Here is a 17,478-nt window from a genome sequence, read left to right on the forward strand (position 1 = left end):
CCGGGCGCGGGCCGGGGCGGTCGCGCGGCCGCCGGCGCCGTGAGCCGCGCCGCCCGGCCCGTACGGACCAACGCCCGGCGGCTCCGGGAACGTGACGGCCGCTCAGGCGGCGCGGTCGCGCAGCAGGTCCGCCACGCGCGCCCGGACGGCCGGCGTGTCCAGACCGCGGATCGTCAGGGTCGTACGGCGGCGCAGCACGTCGTCCGCGGTCTCGGCCCACTCGTGGTCCCGGGCGTACACCACCTGCGCCCAGATCTCCGGGGCGTCGGGGTGGACCCGCTCGCCGAGCGCCGGGTCGCCGGCCGCCAGGCGGGCGATGTCGAAGGACAGCGAGCCGTAGTGGGTGGCGAGGTGGCGGGCGGTGTCCTCGGCCATGCCGGGGCCGGGCGCGCGGCCCTCGGCCAGCAGCCGGTGCGCCACCGCGACCGGGCTGGACAGGCCGGGCAGCGGCATCCGCCGCGGCAGCCGCCGCACCGGCTCCATGTCCTCGGCCAGCGGGCGCCCGGGCAGCTCGGCGAGCTTGTTCATCACCATGCGGCCGATGTGCCGGAAGGTGGTCCACTTGCCGCCCGCCACGGACAGCATGCCGCCGCGGCCCTCGGTGACGACCGTCTCGCGCCGGGCCTTCTCCGTGCCGCCGGGACCGCCGGGCAGCACCCGCAGCCCCGCGAACGCGTAGGTGATCAGCCCCCGGTCCAGCTGCCCGTCGCGCACGGACAGCGCCGCCTCGTCCAGGATCTGCGCGACGTCCCGCTCGGTGCACGCCACGTCGGCCGGATCGCCCTCGTAGCCCTCGTCGGTGGTGCCGAGCAGCAGGTGGTCCTCCCACGGCAGGGCGAAGGTGATGCGGTACTTGTCGACCGGGGTGGCCAGCGCCGCGTTCCACGGCGAGGTGCGCCGCAGGACCAGGTGCGCGCCCTTCGACAGCCGGATGCTCGGGGCCGCGCCCGGGTCCTCCAGGGCGCGCAGCCGGTCCACCCACGGGCCGGTGGCGTTGAGCACCAGCCGCGCGTCCACGCCGAACTCGGTGCCGTCCACCCGGTCCTTCAGGTCCGCGCCCGTGACCCGGCCGCCGGTGAACCGCAGGCCCACCACCTCGGCGTGGTTCAGTACGGTCGCCCCCGCCTCGACGGCCGCGCGCACGGCCATCAGAGCCATGCGGCTGTCGTTCATCTGGTCGTCGCCGTAGACGGCGACCGCCTTCAGGTTCTCGGTGCGCAGCTCGGGCACCTCCCGCGCGGCCCGGGAGGGGCTGATGACCCGTCCCACGCCGTCGCCGAAGGCGCTCAGCGCGGTGTACGCGAAGACACCCGCCCCGAGCTTGGCGGCGCTGTGCGGGCCGCCCTTGTAGACCGGCAGGTAGAAGGTGAGCGGGTTGGACAGGTGCGGGGCGACGTCGCGGCTGACCGCGCGGCGCTCGAAGTGGTTTTCGGCCACCAGCCGCACCGCGCCGGTCTGGAGGTAGCGCAGGCCGCCGTGCAGCAGCTTGGAGGAGGCGGAGGAGGTGGCGCCCGCGAAGTCGCGCGCGTCCACCACGGCCACCCGCAGGCCCGACTGCGCCGCGTGCCAGGCGACCGAGATACCCAGGATGCCGCCGCCTATCACCAGCAGGTCGTACGTAGCGCCCGACAACCGGTCCCGGGTCTGCGCGCGGCCCGGGTGGGGTCCGGCGGCCGGGTGCGTCCCGAGGGGCGGGACGCTTCGCGGGGTGGTCATTGCTTACTCCTCGTTGTCGGTCCAGCCCATCGTCCGCTCCACGGCCTTCAGCCAGTTGCCGTACTCGCGGGCCCGGACGTCCGCTGCCATCCGGGGAGTCCATTCGGCGGCCCGGCGCCAGTTGGCGCGCAGCGCGTCCGTGCCGGGCCAGAAGCCCACGGCCAGCCCCGCGGCGTAGGCGGCGCCCAGGCAGGTGGTCTCGGCGACCATCGGGCGGACCACGGGCGCGTCGAGCACGTCGGAGAGGGTCTGCATCAGCAGGTTGTTGGAGGTCATGCCGCCGTCGACCTTCAGCGCGGCCAGCTCGACGCCGGAGTCCTTGGTCATGGCGTCGACGATCTCGCGGGTCTGCCAGGCGGTGGCCTCCAGCACGGCGCGCGCGAGGTGCGCCTTGGTGACGTAGCGGGTCAGGCCCGCGATGACGCCGCGCGCGTCGGAGCGCCAGTACGGGGCGAACAGGCCGGAGAAGGCGGGCACGACGTAGGCGCCGCCGTTGTCCTCCACCGAGCTGGCCAGGGTCTCGATCTCGGCCGCGCTCTTGATCAGCCCCATCTGGTCGCGCATCCACTGCACCAGCGCGCCGGTGACGGCGATGGAGCCCTCCAGCGCGTACACCGGGCGCTCGTCGCCGATGCGGTAGCCGACGGTGGTGACCAGGCCGTTGTAGCTGTTGACCGGTTTGCCGCCGGTGTTCATCAGCAGGAACGTGCCGGTGCCGTACGTCGACTTGGCCTCGCCCTCGGCGAAGCAGGTCTGCCCGAACAGCGCGGCCTGCTGGTCGCCGAGGGCGGAGGCCACGGGCACGCCCGCCAGCACGCCGCGCGCGGTGGTGCCGTAGACCTCGGAGGAGGACCGGATCTCGGGCAGCAGCGCGGCGGGCACGTCCAGCGAGGACAGGATCCGCTCGTCCCAGTCCAGGGTGTGCAGGTTCATCAGCAGGGTGCGGGAGGCGTTGGTGACGTCGGTGACGTGCACGCCGCCGTCGACGCCGCCGGTGAGGTTCCAGATCACCCAGGAGTCCATGGTGCCGAACAGGATCTCGCCCGCCTCGGCGCGCTCCCGCAGGCCCGGCACGTTGTCCAGCAGCCACCGGATCTTGGGCCCGGCGAAGTAGGAGGCCAGCGGCAGCCCGGTCTCCCGGCGGAAGCGGTCCTGCCCGACGTTGCGGCCCAGCTCCCGGCACAGGGCGTCGGTGCGGGTGTCCTGCCAGACGATGGCGTGGTGCACCGGCTCGCCGGTGGTCCGGTCCCACAGCAGGGTGGTCTCGCGCTGGTTGGTGATGCCGATGGCCCGTACGTCGGCGGAGGTGATCTTCGCCTTGGCGATGGCCTGGTCCATGACGTGCTGGACGTTCTCCCAGATCTCGGTGGCGTCGTGCTCGACCCAGCCGGGCTTGGGGAAGATCTGCCGGTGCTCCTTCTGGTCGACGGAGACGATGCGCCCGTCGCGGTCGAAGACGATGCAGCGGCTGGAGGTGGTGCCCTGGTCGATGGCCGCAATGAACGGCCCTTGGCCGTGGGAAGGTGCCCCTTGGCCGTGGGAAGGTGCCCCCTGGCCGGGGGCGGGGCTGCCTGTGCCGTGGGTGTCGGTCATGGTGTGCTGCTCTCCTGTCTCGGTTCGGTGGCGGCGGGGCGGGCGGGTCAGGCGAAGGCCAGTTCGTAGATTCCGCCCGCGAGGGCTCCCCCGGCGAGAGGGCCGACCACGGGGATCCAGGCGTAACCCCAGTCCGAGCCGCCCTTGTTGGGCAGCGGCAGGAGGGCGTGGGCGATGCGCGGGCCCAGGTCGCGCGCCGGGTTGACGGCGTAGCCGGTCGGGCCGCCGAGGGAGAATCCGATGCCGCCCACGACGAGCGCGGTGACCAGCACGCCGACGGGGCCGAGTCCGTCGCCGTTGTTGTTCAGCCCCTGGGTCAGGATGGCGAGGACCAGGACGGCGGTGGCGATGGCCTCGGTGATCAGGTTCTGAGCGGCGTTGCGGACCTCCGGGCCGGTGGAGAAGACGCCCAGCACCGGTCCGGCGGCGGGTGCGGCGGCCTTGTCCACCATGCCCTCGCGGCCGATCGGGGACTCCACGACCGCGGGGTCGGTGAGGTGGGCCTGGAACTGGCCGAGGTAGGCGGCCCAGACCAGCCCCGCGCCGAGGACGGCGCCGGCCAGCTGGCCCACGAGGTAGCAGGGCACGTCGCTCCACTCGGTGCTGCCCTGGATGGCCAGGCCGAGGGTCACGGCGGGGTTGAGGTGCGCGCCGGAGAGGGGGGCGGAGATGTACGCGGCGGTGAGCACGGCGAAGGCCCACCCGAAGGCGATGGCGGTCCACCCGGCGCCCTGGGCCTTCGAGCGCTTCAGGGTGACGGCGGCGCACACGCCGCCGCCCAGCAGGATCAGCACGGCGGTGCCGATGATCTCGCCGGTGACGATGTCGGAGCTGGACACCCGTGACTCCTTTGTCTCGGTCCGGGGGAACGGCGAACCCCGGATGCCACCGGTGGTCCGCACCCTCGTGAGGAGGGCGTTGGTCGGCCCGCAGCGGCGTCCACCCTAGCGCATATTGTCGTCAGATGTTCGACAATGCCGACCGACGAACGGCAGTTTTCTCCACGGTGAAGGGGACGTCAAGAGTCCGCGCACTCCCGCGGAACGGCCCGGGCTCCGGCCCCTCAGAAGCGGCTCGCACCCAGGTCCCGGGACACCGCCCGGGCGCAGTCCCGCACCGCCGCCACCAGCTCCGCGCGCAGCTCGCCGGCCGCGCACACCCGCTCCACGGCCCCCGTGACCCCCACCGCGCCCACCGGCATCCGCCGCCGGTCGTGGATGGGCGCGGCCACCGACGCGACGCCCTCCCAGGTCTCCTCCACGTCCGCGCCCCAGCCGCGCGCCCGGGTCAGGTCGAGGACCTTCTCGAACGCGTCCAGGCCGGTCACCGTGCGCGGCGTGAACGCCTCGCGCCGCGCCTCGGCGGCCTCGGCGCGCGCCACCGGGTCGTACGCGGACAGCACCTTGCCCAGGGCCGTGCTGTGCAGCGGCTGCATGGCGCCGACCTCCAGCACCTGGCGGCTGTCGTCGGGCCGGAAGACGTGGTGCACGATGAGCACGCCCTGCTGGTGCAGCACGCCCAGGTACACGCTCTCCCCGCTGGAACGGGCCAGGTCGTCCGCCCACACCAGGGCGCGGGCGCGCAGTTCGTGGACGTCCAGGTAGCTGTTGCCCAGCCGCAGCAGCTCGGCGCCCAGCTGGTAGCGGCCCGACGCCGTGTCCTGCTCGACGAAGCCCTCCCGCTGGAGGGTGCGCAGAATGCCGTGGGCGGTGCCCTTGGCCAGGTCGAGCGAGGAGGCGATCTCGGACAGGCCCAGGCGCCGCTCGCCGCCCGCCAGCAGGCGCAGCATCGCGGCCGCGCGCTCCAGCGACTGGATGGTCCGTGCCATCGCGCAACCTCCCGGCGAGATCAAGTTCGACAATGCTGAACACTATCGGCCTTTGCCGACCGCGCGACACCGTCCCGGCCGACGGCGGCCGCCCGCGCCTGACCCGCCTGAGCCGCATGGCGGCGCGACCGCCATGCGCAACACCCGGCTTCCGGACACTCTCGCCCGTTACCCTGGCCAGGTACGCCTTCCACGGGAAGGCGTAAAGCCGACAGCCGTCGCACCTCCAGGGAGTTCTTCCATGGCCTCGCACACGCCTTCGTCCGCCCCCGCCGCCCCCGCCGACCGGGTCGCCGCGCTCCGCGAGGCACTCGCCACCCGCGTCGTGGTCGCCGACGGAGCCATGGGCACCATGCTCCAGGCGCAGGACCCCACGATGGAGGACTTCCAGCAGTTGGAGGGCTGCAACGAAATCCTCAACGTCACCCGCCCCGACATCGTCGGCTCGGTCCACCGGGCCTACTTCGACGTGGGCGTGGACTGCGTGGAGACCAACACCTTCGGCTCAAACCACTCGGCGGCGAGTGAGTACGAGATCGCCGACCGGATCTTCGAGCTGTCCGAGGCGGGCGCCCGGATCGCCCGAGAGGTCGCTGATGAGTTCGGTGCCCAGGACGGCCGCCAGCGCTGGGTCCTCGGCTCGATCGGTCCGGGCACCAAACTGCCGTCGCTCGGCCACGTCAGTTATGACGTACTGCGCGACGGCTATCAGAAAAACGCCGAGGGCCTGATCACCGGCGGCGCGGACGCCCTGATCGTGGAGACTACGCAGGACCTGCTCCAGACCAAGTCCAGTCTGATCGGCGCGCGCCGCGCGATGCACGCCCTGGGCGTGGACGTGCCGCTGATCTGCTCGCTCGCCTTCGAGACCACGGGCGTCATGCTGCTCGGCTCGGAGATCGGTGCGGCACTGACCGCTCTGGAGCCGCTCGGTATCGATCTGATCGGCCTGAACTGTTCGACAGGCCCGGCCGAGATGAGCGAGCACCTGCGCTATCTGGCCCGCCACTCGCGTACGCCGCTGATGTGCATGCCGAACGCGGGCCTGCCAGTGCTGACCAGGGACGGCGCGTACTTCCCGCTTAGCGGGCCCGAACTGGCGGACTTCCAAGAGAACTTCGTACGCGACTACGGACTGTCCCTGGTCGGGGGGTGCTGCGGTACGACGCCCGAGCATCTGCGCCAGGTGGTGGAGCGGGTCAACGGGGTCACGCCGACGGAGCGGCACCCGCGCCCCGAGCCCGGCGCCGCCTCGCTCTACCAGACCGTCCCGTTCCGGCAGGACACCTCGTACCTGGCCATCGGCGAGCGCACCAACGCCAACGGGTCCAAGAAGTTCCGCGAGGCCATGCTGGCCGGCCGCTGGGACGACTGCGTGGAGATGGCCCGCGACCAGATCCGCGAGGGCGCGCACATGCTGGACCTGTGCGTGGACTACGTCGGCCGGGACGGCGTGGCCGACATGCGGGAGCTGGCCGGCCGCTTCGCCACCGCCTCCACGCTGCCCATCGTGCTGGACTCCACCGAGGTCGACGTCATCCAGGCCGGCCTGGAGAAGCTGGGCGGCCGGGCGGTCATCAACTCGGTCAACTACGAGGACGGCGACGGCCCCGACTCCCGCTTCGCCAGGGTCACCCGGCTGGCGGTCGAGCACGGCGCCGCCCTGATCGCCCTGACCATCGACGAGGAGGGCCAGGCCCGTACGGTCGAGAAGAAGGTCGCCGTCGCCGAGCGGATCATCGCCGACCTGACCGGCACCTGGGGCGTGCACGAGTCCGACATCCTCATCGACTGCCTGACCTTCACCATCTGCACCGGCCAGGAGGAGTCCCGCAAGGACGGCGTCGCCACCATCGAGGCCATTCGCGAACTCAAGCGCCGCCACCCCGACGTACAGACCACCCTCGGCCTGTCGAACATCTCCTTCGGCCTCAACCCGGCCGCCCGCATCCTGCTCAATTCCGTCTTCCTGGACGAGTGCGTCAAGGCGGGCCTGGACTCGGCGATCGTGCACGCGTCGAAGATCCTGCCGATCGCCCGCTTCGACGAGGAGCAGGTGACCACGGCCCTCGACCTGATCTACGACCGGCGCGCCGAGGGCTACGACCCGCTGCAGAAGCTGATGGCCCTGTTCGAGGGCGCCACCGCCAAGTCGATGAAGGCGGGCAAGGCCGAGGAGCTGGCCGCCCTGCCGCTGGAGGAGCGGCTGCAGCGGCGGATCATCGACGGCGAGCGGAACGGCCTGGAAGCCGACCTCGACGAGGCCCTGACCACCCGTAAGGCCCTGGACATCGTCAACGACACGCTGCTGGCGGGCATGAAGGTCGTCGGCGAGCTGTTCGGCTCCGGGCAGATGCAGCTGCCGTTCGTCCTGCAGTCCGCCGAGGTGATGAAGACCGCGGTGGCCTACCTGGAGCCGCACATGGAGAAGGTCGCCGACGGCGAGGACGCCGGCAAGGGCACCATCGTGCTCGCCACCGTCCGCGGCGACGTGCACGACATCGGCAAGAACCTCGTGGACATCATCCTGTCCAACAACGGCTACAACGTCGTCAACCTCGGCATCAAGCAGCCCGTCTCCGCGATCCTGGAGGCGGCCGAGGAGCACCGGGCGGACGTCATCGGCATGTCCGGGCTGCTGGTGAAGTCCACCGTGATCATGAAGGAGAACCTGGAGGAGCTGAACCAGCGCAAGCTGGCCGCCCGGTTCCCCGTCATCCTCGGCGGCGCCGCCCTCACCCGCGCGTACGTCGAACAGGACCTGCACGAGATCTACGAGGGCGAGGTCCGCTACGCCCGCGACGCCTTCGAGGGCCTGCGCCTGATGGACGCCCTCGTCGCCGTCAAGCGCGGCGTGCCCGGCGCCACCCTGCCCGAGCTCAGGCAGCGCCGCGTCCCCCGGCGCGGCGTGGCGGTCCGCGAGTCCGAGCCCGAGGCGCCCGCCCGCTCCGACGTGGCCACCGACAACCCCGTGCCCGAGCCGCCCTTCTGGGGCACCCGGGTCGTCAAGGGCATCCAGCAGGCCGACTACGCGTCGTGGCTGGATGAAGGCGCGCTGTTCAAGGGGCAGTGGGGCCTGCGGGAGGCCCGTACCGGCGAGGGGCCCGGCTACGAGGAGCTGGTCGAGACCGAGGGCCGGCCCCGGCTGCGCGCCTGGCTCGACCGGCTGCGCACCGACAACCTGCTGGAGGCGGCCGTCGTCTACGGCTACTTCCGCTGCGTGTCCAAGGGCGACGACCTCATCCTGCTGCACGACGACGGCAGCGAGCGCACCCGCTTCACCTTCCCGCGCCAGCGCCGCGGCCGCCGCCTGTGCCTGGCCGACTTCTTCCGCTCCGAGGACTCCGGCGAGACCGACGTGGTCGGACTCCAGGTCGTCACCGTCGGCTCCCGGATCGGCGAGGCCGCCGCCGAGCTGTTCGCCGCCGACTCCTACCGCGACTACCTGGAGCTGCACGGCCTGTCCGTGCAGCTCGCCGAGGCCCTCGCCGAGTACTGGCACGCGCGTGTCCGCGCCGAGCTGGGCTTCGTCGGCGAGGACCCCGAGGACATGGCGGACATGTTCGCGCTCAAGTACCGCGGCGCGCGCTTCTCCCTCGGCTACGGCGCCTGCCCCGACCTGGAGGACCGTGCGAAGATCGCCGAACTGCTGCGGCCGGAGCGGATCGGCGTGAAGCTGTCCGAGGAGTTCCAGCTGCACCCCGAGCAGTCCACCGACGCGATCGTCATCCACCACCCGGAAGCCAAGTACTTCAACGCCCGCTGAGCCGCTTTAGGACTGGCCAGCAGGCCAGGAAAAGCGCTGGTCCGGGCCGTGGCGCAGGTGACGCCGAACACAGCGCGGCGCGCTCCGCGCCCAGCCGTCGTACACTGGCTGATCCGGTAGAGGCCGGTCGCCTCGCCCCGGGAACCCATGGGTTCCCGGAAAGAAGCGGCCGGCCTTCGCGTCCCCTGTCGGGGGACGCGTCCCCCTTACGGAGGTGCATGGATGACCAGCAGCATCCCCGCCGTCGACAGCCGCATGGCCAAGGGCTCCGCCCTGCAGGCCGTCCTGCTCGACATGGACGGCACCCTGGTGGACACCGAGGGCATCTGGTGGGACGCGGAGGTCGGCATCTTCGCCGATCTCGGGCACGTGCTCGCCGAGGAGCACCGGGAGGTGGTCGTCGGCGGTCCGATGTCCCGCAGTGCCTCGTACCTCATCGAGGCCACCGGCGCCGACATCCCCCTCGCCGAGCTGACCATCCTGCTCAACGCCCGCTTCGCCGAGCTGATCGACGGCCAGGTGCCGATGCTGCCGGGCGCGCGGCGGCTGCTGGCCGAGCTGGCCGCCCACGAGATCCCGACCGCGCTGGTCTCCGCCTCCCACCGCAGCGTCATCGACCGCGTGCTGCGGTCAGTCGGCGCGGAGTACTTCCACCTGACGGTCGCGGGCGACGAGGTGGCGCGCACCAAGCCGCACCCCGACCCCTACCTGCTGGCCGCCACGGGTCTGGGCGCCGACCCGGCGCGGTGCGTCGTCATCGAGGACACGCACACCGGGGTGGCGGCCGCGGAGGCGGCCGGCTGCCAGGTGCTCGCCGTACCGTCGGTGGTGCCCATCGACCCGGCCCCGACCCGCACGGTCGTCCGCTCACTGGAAGAGGTCGACCTGCCGTTCCTGCACACGCTGGTCACCGCGCGCGGCTGACCGCGCGCCGCGTCGGCCGCCCGCGCCCGCCCCGGCGGCGCTCCTACTGCGCCCCGGGGCGGACCAGCCCGCTCTCGTACGCGTACACCGCCGCCTGCACCCGGTCGCGCAGGCCCAGCTTGGTCAGCACGTGCCCCACGTGCGTCTTCACGGTCGTCTCGCTGACGAACAGGTCCGCGGCGATCTCCGCGTTCGACAGCCCCCGGGCGACCAGCTTCAGCACCTCCACCTCGCGCTCGGTGAGCGTGTGCAGCGTGTCCGGCACCGGCTCCTCGCCCGACGGCAGGTGGCCCGCGTACTTGTCCAGCAACCGCCGGGTGACGCTCGGCGCCAGCATCGCCTCGCCCGCCGCCACCACCCGGATCGCCTGCACCAGCTCGGTGGCCGGGGCGTCCTTCAGCAGGAAGCCGCTGGCCCCGGCGCGCAGCGCCTCCACCACGTACTCGTCCAGGTCGAACGTGGTCAGCACCAGCACCTTCGCGGGCCCGTCCCGCCCCGGCCCGGTGATCTGCCGCGTCGCCTCCACGCCGTCCATCCGCGGCATCCGGATGTCCATCAGCACCACGTCGGGCTGGAGCGCCCGCACCTGGTCCAGGGCCTGCAGACCGTCTCCCGCCTCACCGACGACCGCGAGGTCCTGCTCGGCTTCGAGGATCATGCGGAAGCCGGTGCGCAGCAGCGGCTGGTCGTCCACCAGTAGGACGCGGATCGCCACGGAATCTCCTTCGCTAGACGCCGCCTATTCTGCCCTCCCGTCACCCACCACCACCCTCAATCGACGCTGTGCGGCCCCTGTGCTGGTCCCGTCACCCACCACCACCCTCAATCGACGCTGTGCGGCCCCTGTGCTGGTCCCGTCACCCACCACCACCCTCAATCGACGCTGCGCGCGGCCTCCCTTCTCCCAGCCCTCACACGACGCCTGTTTCCAACGGGTACGGCGGGGGAGTGCCGCCGAATTCCGGGCACAGCGCCCGGTGGTCGCACCAGTCGCACAGCCGCGTCGGCCGCGGCCGCCAGTCCCCGGTCCGCGTCGCCGCCCGGATCGCCTCCCACAGCGCCAGCAGCTTGCGCTCCACGGCGTGCAGATCCGTCTCGTCCGGGTCGTACGTCAGGACGTCCCCGCTGCCCAGGTACACCAGCTGCAGCCGCCGCGGCACCGCCCCGCGCAGCCTGCGCAGCACCAGTGCGTAGAACTTCATCTGGAACAGCGCCTCCGCCGCGTACTGAGGGGCGGGCGCCTTGCCGGTCTTGTAGTCGACGATCCGCACGTCCCCGGTCGGCGCCACGTCCACCCGGTCGATGTAGCCGCGCAGCGTGAGGCCCGAGTCCAGCACCGTCTCCACGTACAGCTCGCGCTCGGCCGGCTCCAGGCGCGTCGGGTCCTCCAGCTCGAACCACCGCTCGACCAGCGCCTCCGCCTCCGCCAGCCAGGGCGCGAGCCGCTCCGGGTCCACCGTGCCGTCCTCCCGCGCGAACAGCTCCGCCAGCTCCGGGCGCTCCGCCAGCAGCCGCTCCCACGCGCCCGGCACCAGCGCCCGGGCGGTCGGCGCGGTCCGCTCGGCGGCCGGGGCGTCGAACAGCCGCTCAAGCACCGTGTGCACCACCGTGCCCCGCGCCGCCGCGGGGCTGGGTCTCTCCGGCAGCTTGTCGATCACACGGAAGCGGTACAGCAGAGGGCACCGCATGAAGTCAGCCGCGCGCGACGGCGACAGCGAGTCCGGCTTCGCGGGCCCGGGCACCCTCGCGGCCCGCCCGGGCGTCCCCGTGGTCGTCTCCATGGCCAAGACCCTACGGCCCGCCACTGACAACGGGCGGCATACCATCGACGTCAAGGGCCCTCGCACTGCATGATCGTGGGACCGCGCCGACCAGGGTGCGAGGGGACGTATCCGACGAGGGGACACCGTGGACAACAGCGGGAAGCGGCAGTCCGGCAGCGGGGGCGCGGACCGCACCACCCGGCCCCGGACCGACAGGCCGCAGCGGCCCCGTGACGTGGGCGGCGGTTTCCTCATGGGCCGCCCGTTCGGTGTCCCGGTCTACGTCGCGCCGAGCTGGTTCCTGGTCGCTGCCCTGATCACCTGGGTCTTCGGCGACCAGCTCGACCGCGTGCTGCCCGAGCTGGGCGCCGCCCGCTACCTGGTCTCGCTCTTCTTCGCGGTCGCCTTCTACGCGTCCGTCCTCGTCCACGAGCTGGCCCACACGGTCGCGGCGCTGCGCTTCAAGCTGCCGGTGCGCCGCATCCAGCTCCAGTTCTTCGGCGGCGTCTCCGAGATCGAGAAGGAGTCGGAGACGCCCGGGCGGGAGTTCGTCCTCGCCTTCGTCGGCCCGCTGCTGTCCCTGGTCCTGTCCGGCCTGTTCTACCTGGGCATGCTGACCGTCGAGCCGGGCACCGTGCCGGGCGTGCTGCTGGCCGGCCTGATGATCTCCAACCTCATCGTCGCCGCCTTCAACCTGCTGCCCGGCCTGCCCCTGGACGGCGGCCGGATGCTGCGCGCGGTGGTCTGGAAGATCAGCGGCAGGCCCATGACCGGTACGGTCGCCGCCGCCTGGACCGGCCGCGCGCTGGCCGTGGCGGTGCTGGTGGGCCTGCCGCTGGTCACCCAGGCGGGCGGCTTCGGCGACGACTACGAGGGCTTCGGCACGGTCGACTCGGTGACCGACGCGCTGCTCGCCGCCATCCTCGCCGCGATCATCTGGACCGGCGCCGGCAACAGCCTGCGCATGGCCCGGCTGCGCGAGCGCCTGCCCGAGCTGCGCGCCCGTACGCTCACCAGGCGGGCCGTTCCGGTGGGCGCGGACACGCCCCTGTCGGAGGCGCTGCGCCGCGCGAACGAGGCGGGGGCCCGCGCGCTCGTCGTGGTCGACGGCCAGGGCACGCCGACCGCCGTGGTGCGGGAGGCGGCCATCGTCGGCATTCCCGAGCACCGCCGCCCCTGGGTGCCGGTCAGCGGGCTCGCGCAGGACCTCAAGGAGGGCATGCGCGTCTCGGCCGAGCTGACCGGAGAGGAACTGCTCGACGCCCTGCGGGCCACGCCGGCCACCGAGTACCTCGTCGTGGAGGAGACCGGGGAGGTCTACGGGGTGCTGTCGACGGCCGACGTCGAACGGGCGTTCGTGGCGGCGATGGCCCGCCCGCCCGCCTGACCGGCGCCGCCCGCCGGGCCGCGGGCGGCCTGGCGGCCGCCGGTTCGCCGCCCGCGCGGGCCCGTACCGGTGGGGTCACCGGCACGCCGGCCGGGCCGGTAGGCTTGTCCGCATGTCCGAACCGACCGGTGCCGCCCGCCGTCGCGGGCCCTTCCAGGTCGGGGACCAGGTCCAGCTCACCGACCCCAAGGGACGCCACTACACGTTCACGCTCGAAGCCGGGAAGAACTTTCACACCCACAAGGGCTCCTTCCCGCACGACGAGCTGATCGGCGCTCCCGAGGGCACTGTTGTGCGTACCACCGGTAACGTCGCGTATCTCGCGCTGCGTCCGCTGCTCCCCGACTACGTCCTGTCCATGCCGCGCGGAGCCGCCGTGGTCTACCCCAAGGACGCGGGGCAGATCCTGGCCATGGCCGACATCTTCCCCGGCGCGCGCGTGGTGGAGGCGGGGGTGGGGTCCGGGTCGCTGAGCACCTTCCTGCTGCGGGCCATCGGCGACCAGGGCATGCTGCACTCCTACGAGCGCCGGGCGGACTTCGCCGAGATCGCCGCCCAGAACGTCGAGCGGTACTTCGGCGGCCCGCACCCCGCCTGGCGTGTCACCGTCGGCGACCTTCAGGACCACCTGTCCGACACGGACGTCGACCGGGTCATCCTGGACATGCTCGCCCCCTGGGAGTGCCTGGAGGTCGTCTCCAAAGCGCTCGTCCCGGGCGGCATCGTGTGCGCGTACGTGGCCACGACCACCCAGCTCGCCCGGACCGTCGAGGCGATCCGCGAGCACGGCACCTTCAACGAGCCGTCGGCCTGGGAGTCCATGGTCCGCACCTGGCACGTCGAGGGCTTGGCCGTACGTCCCGACCACCGCATGGTGGGCCACACCGGGTTCCTGGTCACCGCCCGGCGCCTGGCGGACGGCGTGGAGCCGCCGCTGCGCCGCCGCCGTCCGGCCAAGGGCGCGTACGGAGACGACTACGCGGGATGGGGGAGCCGGGGGGACTGAGGCGGGAGCCGGCGGGACCGGGGCGGGGTGTCCGGGAGCGCGGGCCGGGCGGCTGGAACGCGGCCTCCATACCCCCGGAGGAGTGGCCAAAACCCGCACCCTCCGCACTGGCTGCTTGTGATGTGTGGCACGATGCTGGGCATCCCTGACGCCACAGCTCTCACAGGAGTCGTCCCGCGTGCAGCCACCGGCAGGCGCTGAGTCCCTCCCGCCGTCCCGCCCGGAATCTCTCCCACCACCCGACTCGGAATCGCTCCCGCCATCCCGCGCGGAATCGCTCCCGCCATCCCGCGCGGAATCGCTCCCGCCATCCCGCCCGGCTTATCCGCACACGCATTCCCGCCCGGCGCACTGGATCGCGACCGCCGCCGCCATCGCCGCGGTCGTCGCGGGCACCGCGGCCGTCCAGCCCTCGGACGCCCGGGCCGGCTCGGCTGCCGCCGCCCCGGTGCGGCCCCCCGACGCGGACGCCGCGGCCTACCCGGTCGACTGCGGTCCCGTACGGCTGGACGTCGTGGACCGGGTCTCCGGTGACCTGGACGGTGACGGCAGGCCCGAGACGGTGGCGGTCGTCCGCTGCCATGCCGAGAGCGGTACCCCGCCGAGCGGCATCTATGTCCTCGCGATTCCTCGCGGCAAGAAATCCGGAAAACCGGGGAGAACGACAGAAAAAGGCGCGCGGCCGCCTCGGGTCGTGGCGACTTTTCTCGACCCCAAGGAGCGCATGAGCGTACAGGGCCTGGCGCTGCGCGGGGCCACCGTGTCGGCGACCCTGCTGGGGTACTCCTCCGACCAGGTGCCGCGGTGCTGTCCCGACATGCGCCGCTCGGTCAGCTGGCGGTGGAAGGACGGCGGCTTCGTGCTGCGCGCCCTGCGGGCGCCGGGGAGCGTCTGACCGGCCCCGCCCGGTGCGTCACCCCGCCCGGACCCGGACCGGTCGCCGGGCCCGTCTGACCGGCCGGTTCCGGCCGGTGGCGGTCCAGCCCGGCCCGGGGCGGGCCGCCGGACCCGGGTCGCGAGGCTCCCGGAGCGGGCCGCCGGTCCCGCGGTCACTCCGCGTCCGGGCCGTAGACCTCCACCTGGTCCGAGACGCGCCGTACGTGGATGCAGTCGCCCGGACAGTCCTTCGCGGAGTCCGCGACCTCGCTGAGCAGCGGCAGCGGCACCCGGACCGCGGCCCCCTTGTCCTGTAGCAGCTCGTCCTCGGCGGTCTTGACGTAAGCTAGACCGTCCACGTCCAGCTCGAACACCTCGGGAGCGTACTGGGCGCAGATGCCGTCGCCGGTGCACAGGTCCTGGTCGATCCAGACCTCCAGGTCGCCGAGCCCGCCGTCCTGTGCCGTCATGCTGCCCGCCCGTTTCATGACAAGTGATCCAATTTAGACTAAATGGCGCCAACCCTGACGGGTGTTGACTGTCCCGACAATACAGCCGGTCGCTTTCCGATGTTGTTGGGTGGGTATTCACCTGGCGTGAGGACGTACGCAAGGGTGAAGATCGGACACAGGCGTACCGGGTTTGTGATCTAGGGGTTTCAACCCGCACCTGCCCAGGTAGGGTCAGGAAGCGTCCAGCTCCCCTTGGAGGAGGTGAGGACCGTGGCAGCCCACGACGACGACATCAACCGCGGCATCCGGCCGGGGCGCGGGTCTGACGACCCAGCCGGCCAGGTTGCCTACCTAGAGCAGGAAATCGCCGTCCTGCGACGCAAGCTCGCCGACTCTCCGCGACACACGAGGATTCTCGAAGAGCGGATCGTCGAGTTGCAGACCAACCTTGCGGGCGTGTCCGCGCAGAACGAGCGGCTCGCCAACACCCTCCGTGAGGCCCGTGACCAGATCGTGGCCCTCAAGGAGGAGGTCGACCGGCTCGCGCAGCCGCCGGCCGGCTTCGGGGTGTTTCTGCAGGCGGCCGGGGACGGCACGGCGGACATCTTCACCGGAGGCCGGAAGCTCCGGGTGAACGTCAGCCCGAGCATCGACCTCGACGAGATCAAGCCCGGCCAGGAGGTCATGCTCAACGAGGCGCTCAACGTGGTGGAAGCCCACGGCTTCGAGCGCGCCGGGGACATCGTCACCCTCAAGGAGATCCTGGAGGACGGCGAGCGGGCCCTGGTCATAGGGCACACCGACGAGGAGCGCGTGGTGCGGCTCGCCGAGCCGCTGCTGGACGCCACCATCCGCCCCGGCGACGCCCTGCTGCTCGAACCCCGCTCCGGCTACGTCTACGAGGTCGTGCCCAAGAGCGAGGTCGAGGAGCTGGTCCTCGAAGAGGTCCCGGACATCGACTACACCAAGATCGGTGGCCTGGGCAACCAGATCGAGCTGATCCGCGACGCCGTCGAGCTCCCGTACCTCTACCCCGACCTGTTCAAGGAGCACCAGCTGCGCCCGCCGAAGGGCGTGCTGCTGTACGGCCCGCCCGGCTGCGGCAAGACCCTCATCGCCAAGGCGGTCGCCAACTCCCTCGCCAAGAAGGTGGCCGAGGTCACCGGCAAGCCCGCGGGGAAGAGCTTCTTCCTCAACATCAAGGGCCCCGAGCTGCTGAACAAGTACGTCGGCGAGACCGAGCGGCACATTCGCCTGGTCTTCCAGCGGGCCCGGGAGAAGGCGAGCGAGGGCACGCCGGTCATCGTCTTCTTCGACGAGATGGACTCCCTGTTCCGCACCCGCGGCTCCGGCGTCAGCTCGGACGTGGAGAACACCATCGTTCCCCAGCTGCTCTCCGAGATCGACGGCGTCGAGGGCCTGGAGAACGTGATCGTCATCGGCGCCTCCAACCGCGAGGACATGATCGACCCGGCGATCCTGCGGCCCGGCCGCCTCGACGTGAAGATCAAGATCGAGCGCCCGGACGCGGAGGCGGCGAAGGACATCTTCTCGAAGTACCTCACCGAGTCGCTGCCGCTGCACGCGGAGGACCTCTCCGAGCACGGCGGGTCGCCGAAGGGGACGGTCGAGGCGATGATCCAGTCCGTCGTCGAGCACATGTACGCCGAGTCGGAGGAGAACCGCTTCCTGGAGGTCACCTACGCCAACGGTGACAAGGAGGTCCTGTACTTCAAGGACTTCAACTCCGGCGCGATGATCGAGAACATCGTGGGCCGGGCCAAGAAGATGGCGATCAAGGCCTTCCTGGACCACAACCAGAAGGGCCTGCGCGTCTCCCACCTGCTCGCCGCCTGCGTGGACGAGTTCAAGGAGAACGAGGACCTGCCCAACACGACCAACCCGGACGACTGGGCCCGGATCTCCGGTAAGAAGGGCGAGCGGATCGTCTACATCCGCACCCTCGTCACCGGCAAGCAGGGCGCGGACACCGGTCGCTCGATCGACACGGTGGCGAACACTGGTCAGTACCTGTAGCACCGCTGTCCGGCTGCGGATGTCCCAGCGGTCCCCCGCCGAAGGCGGGGGCGGGGCGTCCGCGGCCGGATGCGCGTTTCGGACCCAGTTCCGTCCCTACGAGCCGGACCAGAGCAATGACTGAAATGAT

Annotated in this window: 13 protein-coding genes; 6 read left to right on the plus strand and 7 right to left on the minus strand. The window is 71.9% G+C overall.

The genetic code is table 11. The features are described 5' to 3' along the window. Positions 1-102 precede the first annotated feature (102 nt). From RKE29_RS08455 to RKE29_RS08470, 4 genes are all read right to left on the minus strand, one after another. Complete coding sequence (locus tag RKE29_RS08455) at positions 103-1,716, minus strand: glycerol-3-phosphate dehydrogenase/oxidase (protein ID WP_312004458.1); 1,614 nt, start codon at positions 1,714-1,716, stop codon at positions 103-105. 3 nt (positions 1,717-1,719) lie between these two features. After that, positions 1,720-3,309, minus strand: coding sequence for a glycerol kinase GlpK (glpK, locus tag RKE29_RS08460; protein WP_312004459.1), 1,590 nt, complete (start codon positions 3,307-3,309; stop codon positions 1,720-1,722). A 47-nt stretch (positions 3,310-3,356) separates the two neighbouring features. Next, positions 3,357-4,148: an MIP/aquaporin family protein gene (locus tag RKE29_RS08465; RefSeq protein ID WP_312004460.1), complete on the minus strand. Its 792-nt coding sequence runs from the start codon at positions 4,146-4,148 to the stop codon at positions 3,357-3,359. A 224-nt stretch (positions 4,149-4,372) separates the two neighbouring features. Continuing rightward, positions 4,373-5,137, minus strand: coding sequence for an IclR family transcriptional regulator (locus tag RKE29_RS08470; RefSeq protein WP_312004461.1), 765 nt, complete (start codon positions 5,135-5,137; stop codon positions 4,373-4,375). A gap of 241 nt (positions 5,138-5,378) precedes the next feature. On the opposite strand from RKE29_RS08470, the gene metH reads away from it, so the two are divergent. Both metH and RKE29_RS08480 read left to right on the plus strand, forming a co-directional pair. Further along, on the plus strand, positions 5,379-8,903 hold the full coding sequence (gene metH, locus RKE29_RS08475; RefSeq protein WP_312004462.1) for a methionine synthase: 3,525 nt from the start codon (positions 5,379-5,381) through the stop codon (positions 8,901-8,903). Between the two features lie 222 nt (positions 8,904-9,125). Continuing rightward, entirely contained in the window at positions 9,126-9,827 is a 702-nt protein-coding gene (locus tag RKE29_RS08480; RefSeq protein WP_312004463.1) for an HAD family phosphatase, read from the plus strand. A 43-nt stretch (positions 9,828-9,870) separates the two neighbouring features. Here RKE29_RS08480 and RKE29_RS08485 read toward each other — a convergent pair whose 3' ends face one another. Both RKE29_RS08485 and RKE29_RS08490 read right to left on the minus strand, forming a co-directional pair. Then, the gene (locus RKE29_RS08485) at positions 9,871-10,542 is read right to left on the minus strand and encodes a response regulator transcription factor (RefSeq protein WP_312004464.1); all 672 of its coding nucleotides are present in this window, start codon (positions 10,540-10,542) and stop codon (positions 9,871-9,873) included. 196 nt (positions 10,543-10,738) lie between these two features. Then, positions 10,739-11,653, minus strand: a complete 915-nt coding sequence (locus RKE29_RS08490; RefSeq protein WP_312004484.1) for a RecB family exonuclease — start codon at positions 11,651-11,653, stop codon at positions 10,739-10,741. Positions 11,654-11,735: 82 nt separating this feature from the next. Between RKE29_RS08490 and RKE29_RS08495 the strand changes: the two genes are divergently transcribed. The 3 genes from RKE29_RS08495 to RKE29_RS08505 all read left to right on the plus strand — a co-directional run bounded on the left by RKE29_RS08495 (position 11,736) and on the right by RKE29_RS08505 (position 14,878). Further along, the gene (locus tag RKE29_RS08495; protein WP_312004465.1) at positions 11,736-12,977 is read left to right on the plus strand and encodes a site-2 protease family protein; all 1,242 of its coding nucleotides are present in this window, start codon (positions 11,736-11,738) and stop codon (positions 12,975-12,977) included. Positions 12,978-13,089: 112 nt separating this feature from the next. Next, on the plus strand, positions 13,090-13,983 hold the full coding sequence (locus RKE29_RS08500) for a tRNA (adenine-N1)-methyltransferase (RefSeq protein ID WP_312004466.1): 894 nt from the start codon (positions 13,090-13,092) through the stop codon (positions 13,981-13,983). Between the two features lie 355 nt (positions 13,984-14,338). Continuing rightward, positions 14,339-14,878: a hypothetical protein gene (locus tag RKE29_RS08505; protein WP_312004485.1), complete on the plus strand. Its 540-nt coding sequence runs from the start codon at positions 14,339-14,341 to the stop codon at positions 14,876-14,878. A 154-nt stretch (positions 14,879-15,032) separates the two neighbouring features. On the opposite strand, the gene RKE29_RS08510 is transcribed toward RKE29_RS08505, so the two are convergent. Further along, on the minus strand, positions 15,033-15,329 hold the full coding sequence (locus RKE29_RS08510) for a ferredoxin (RefSeq protein ID WP_312004467.1): 297 nt from the start codon (positions 15,327-15,329) through the stop codon (positions 15,033-15,035). Positions 15,330-15,581: 252 nt separating this feature from the next. Here RKE29_RS08510 and arc point away from each other — a divergent pair, with 252 nt between their 5' ends. Beyond that, a complete protein-coding gene (gene arc / locus RKE29_RS08515) occupies positions 15,582-17,348 on the plus strand; it encodes a proteasome ATPase (protein WP_312004468.1) in 1,767 nt (588 codons plus the stop codon). The last annotated feature ends 130 nt before the right edge of the window (positions 17,349-17,478 follow it).

The organism is Streptomyces sp. B1866 (assembly GCF_031932565.1).
Taxonomy (GTDB): Bacteria; Actinomycetota; Actinomycetes; order Streptomycetales; family Streptomycetaceae; genus Streptomyces.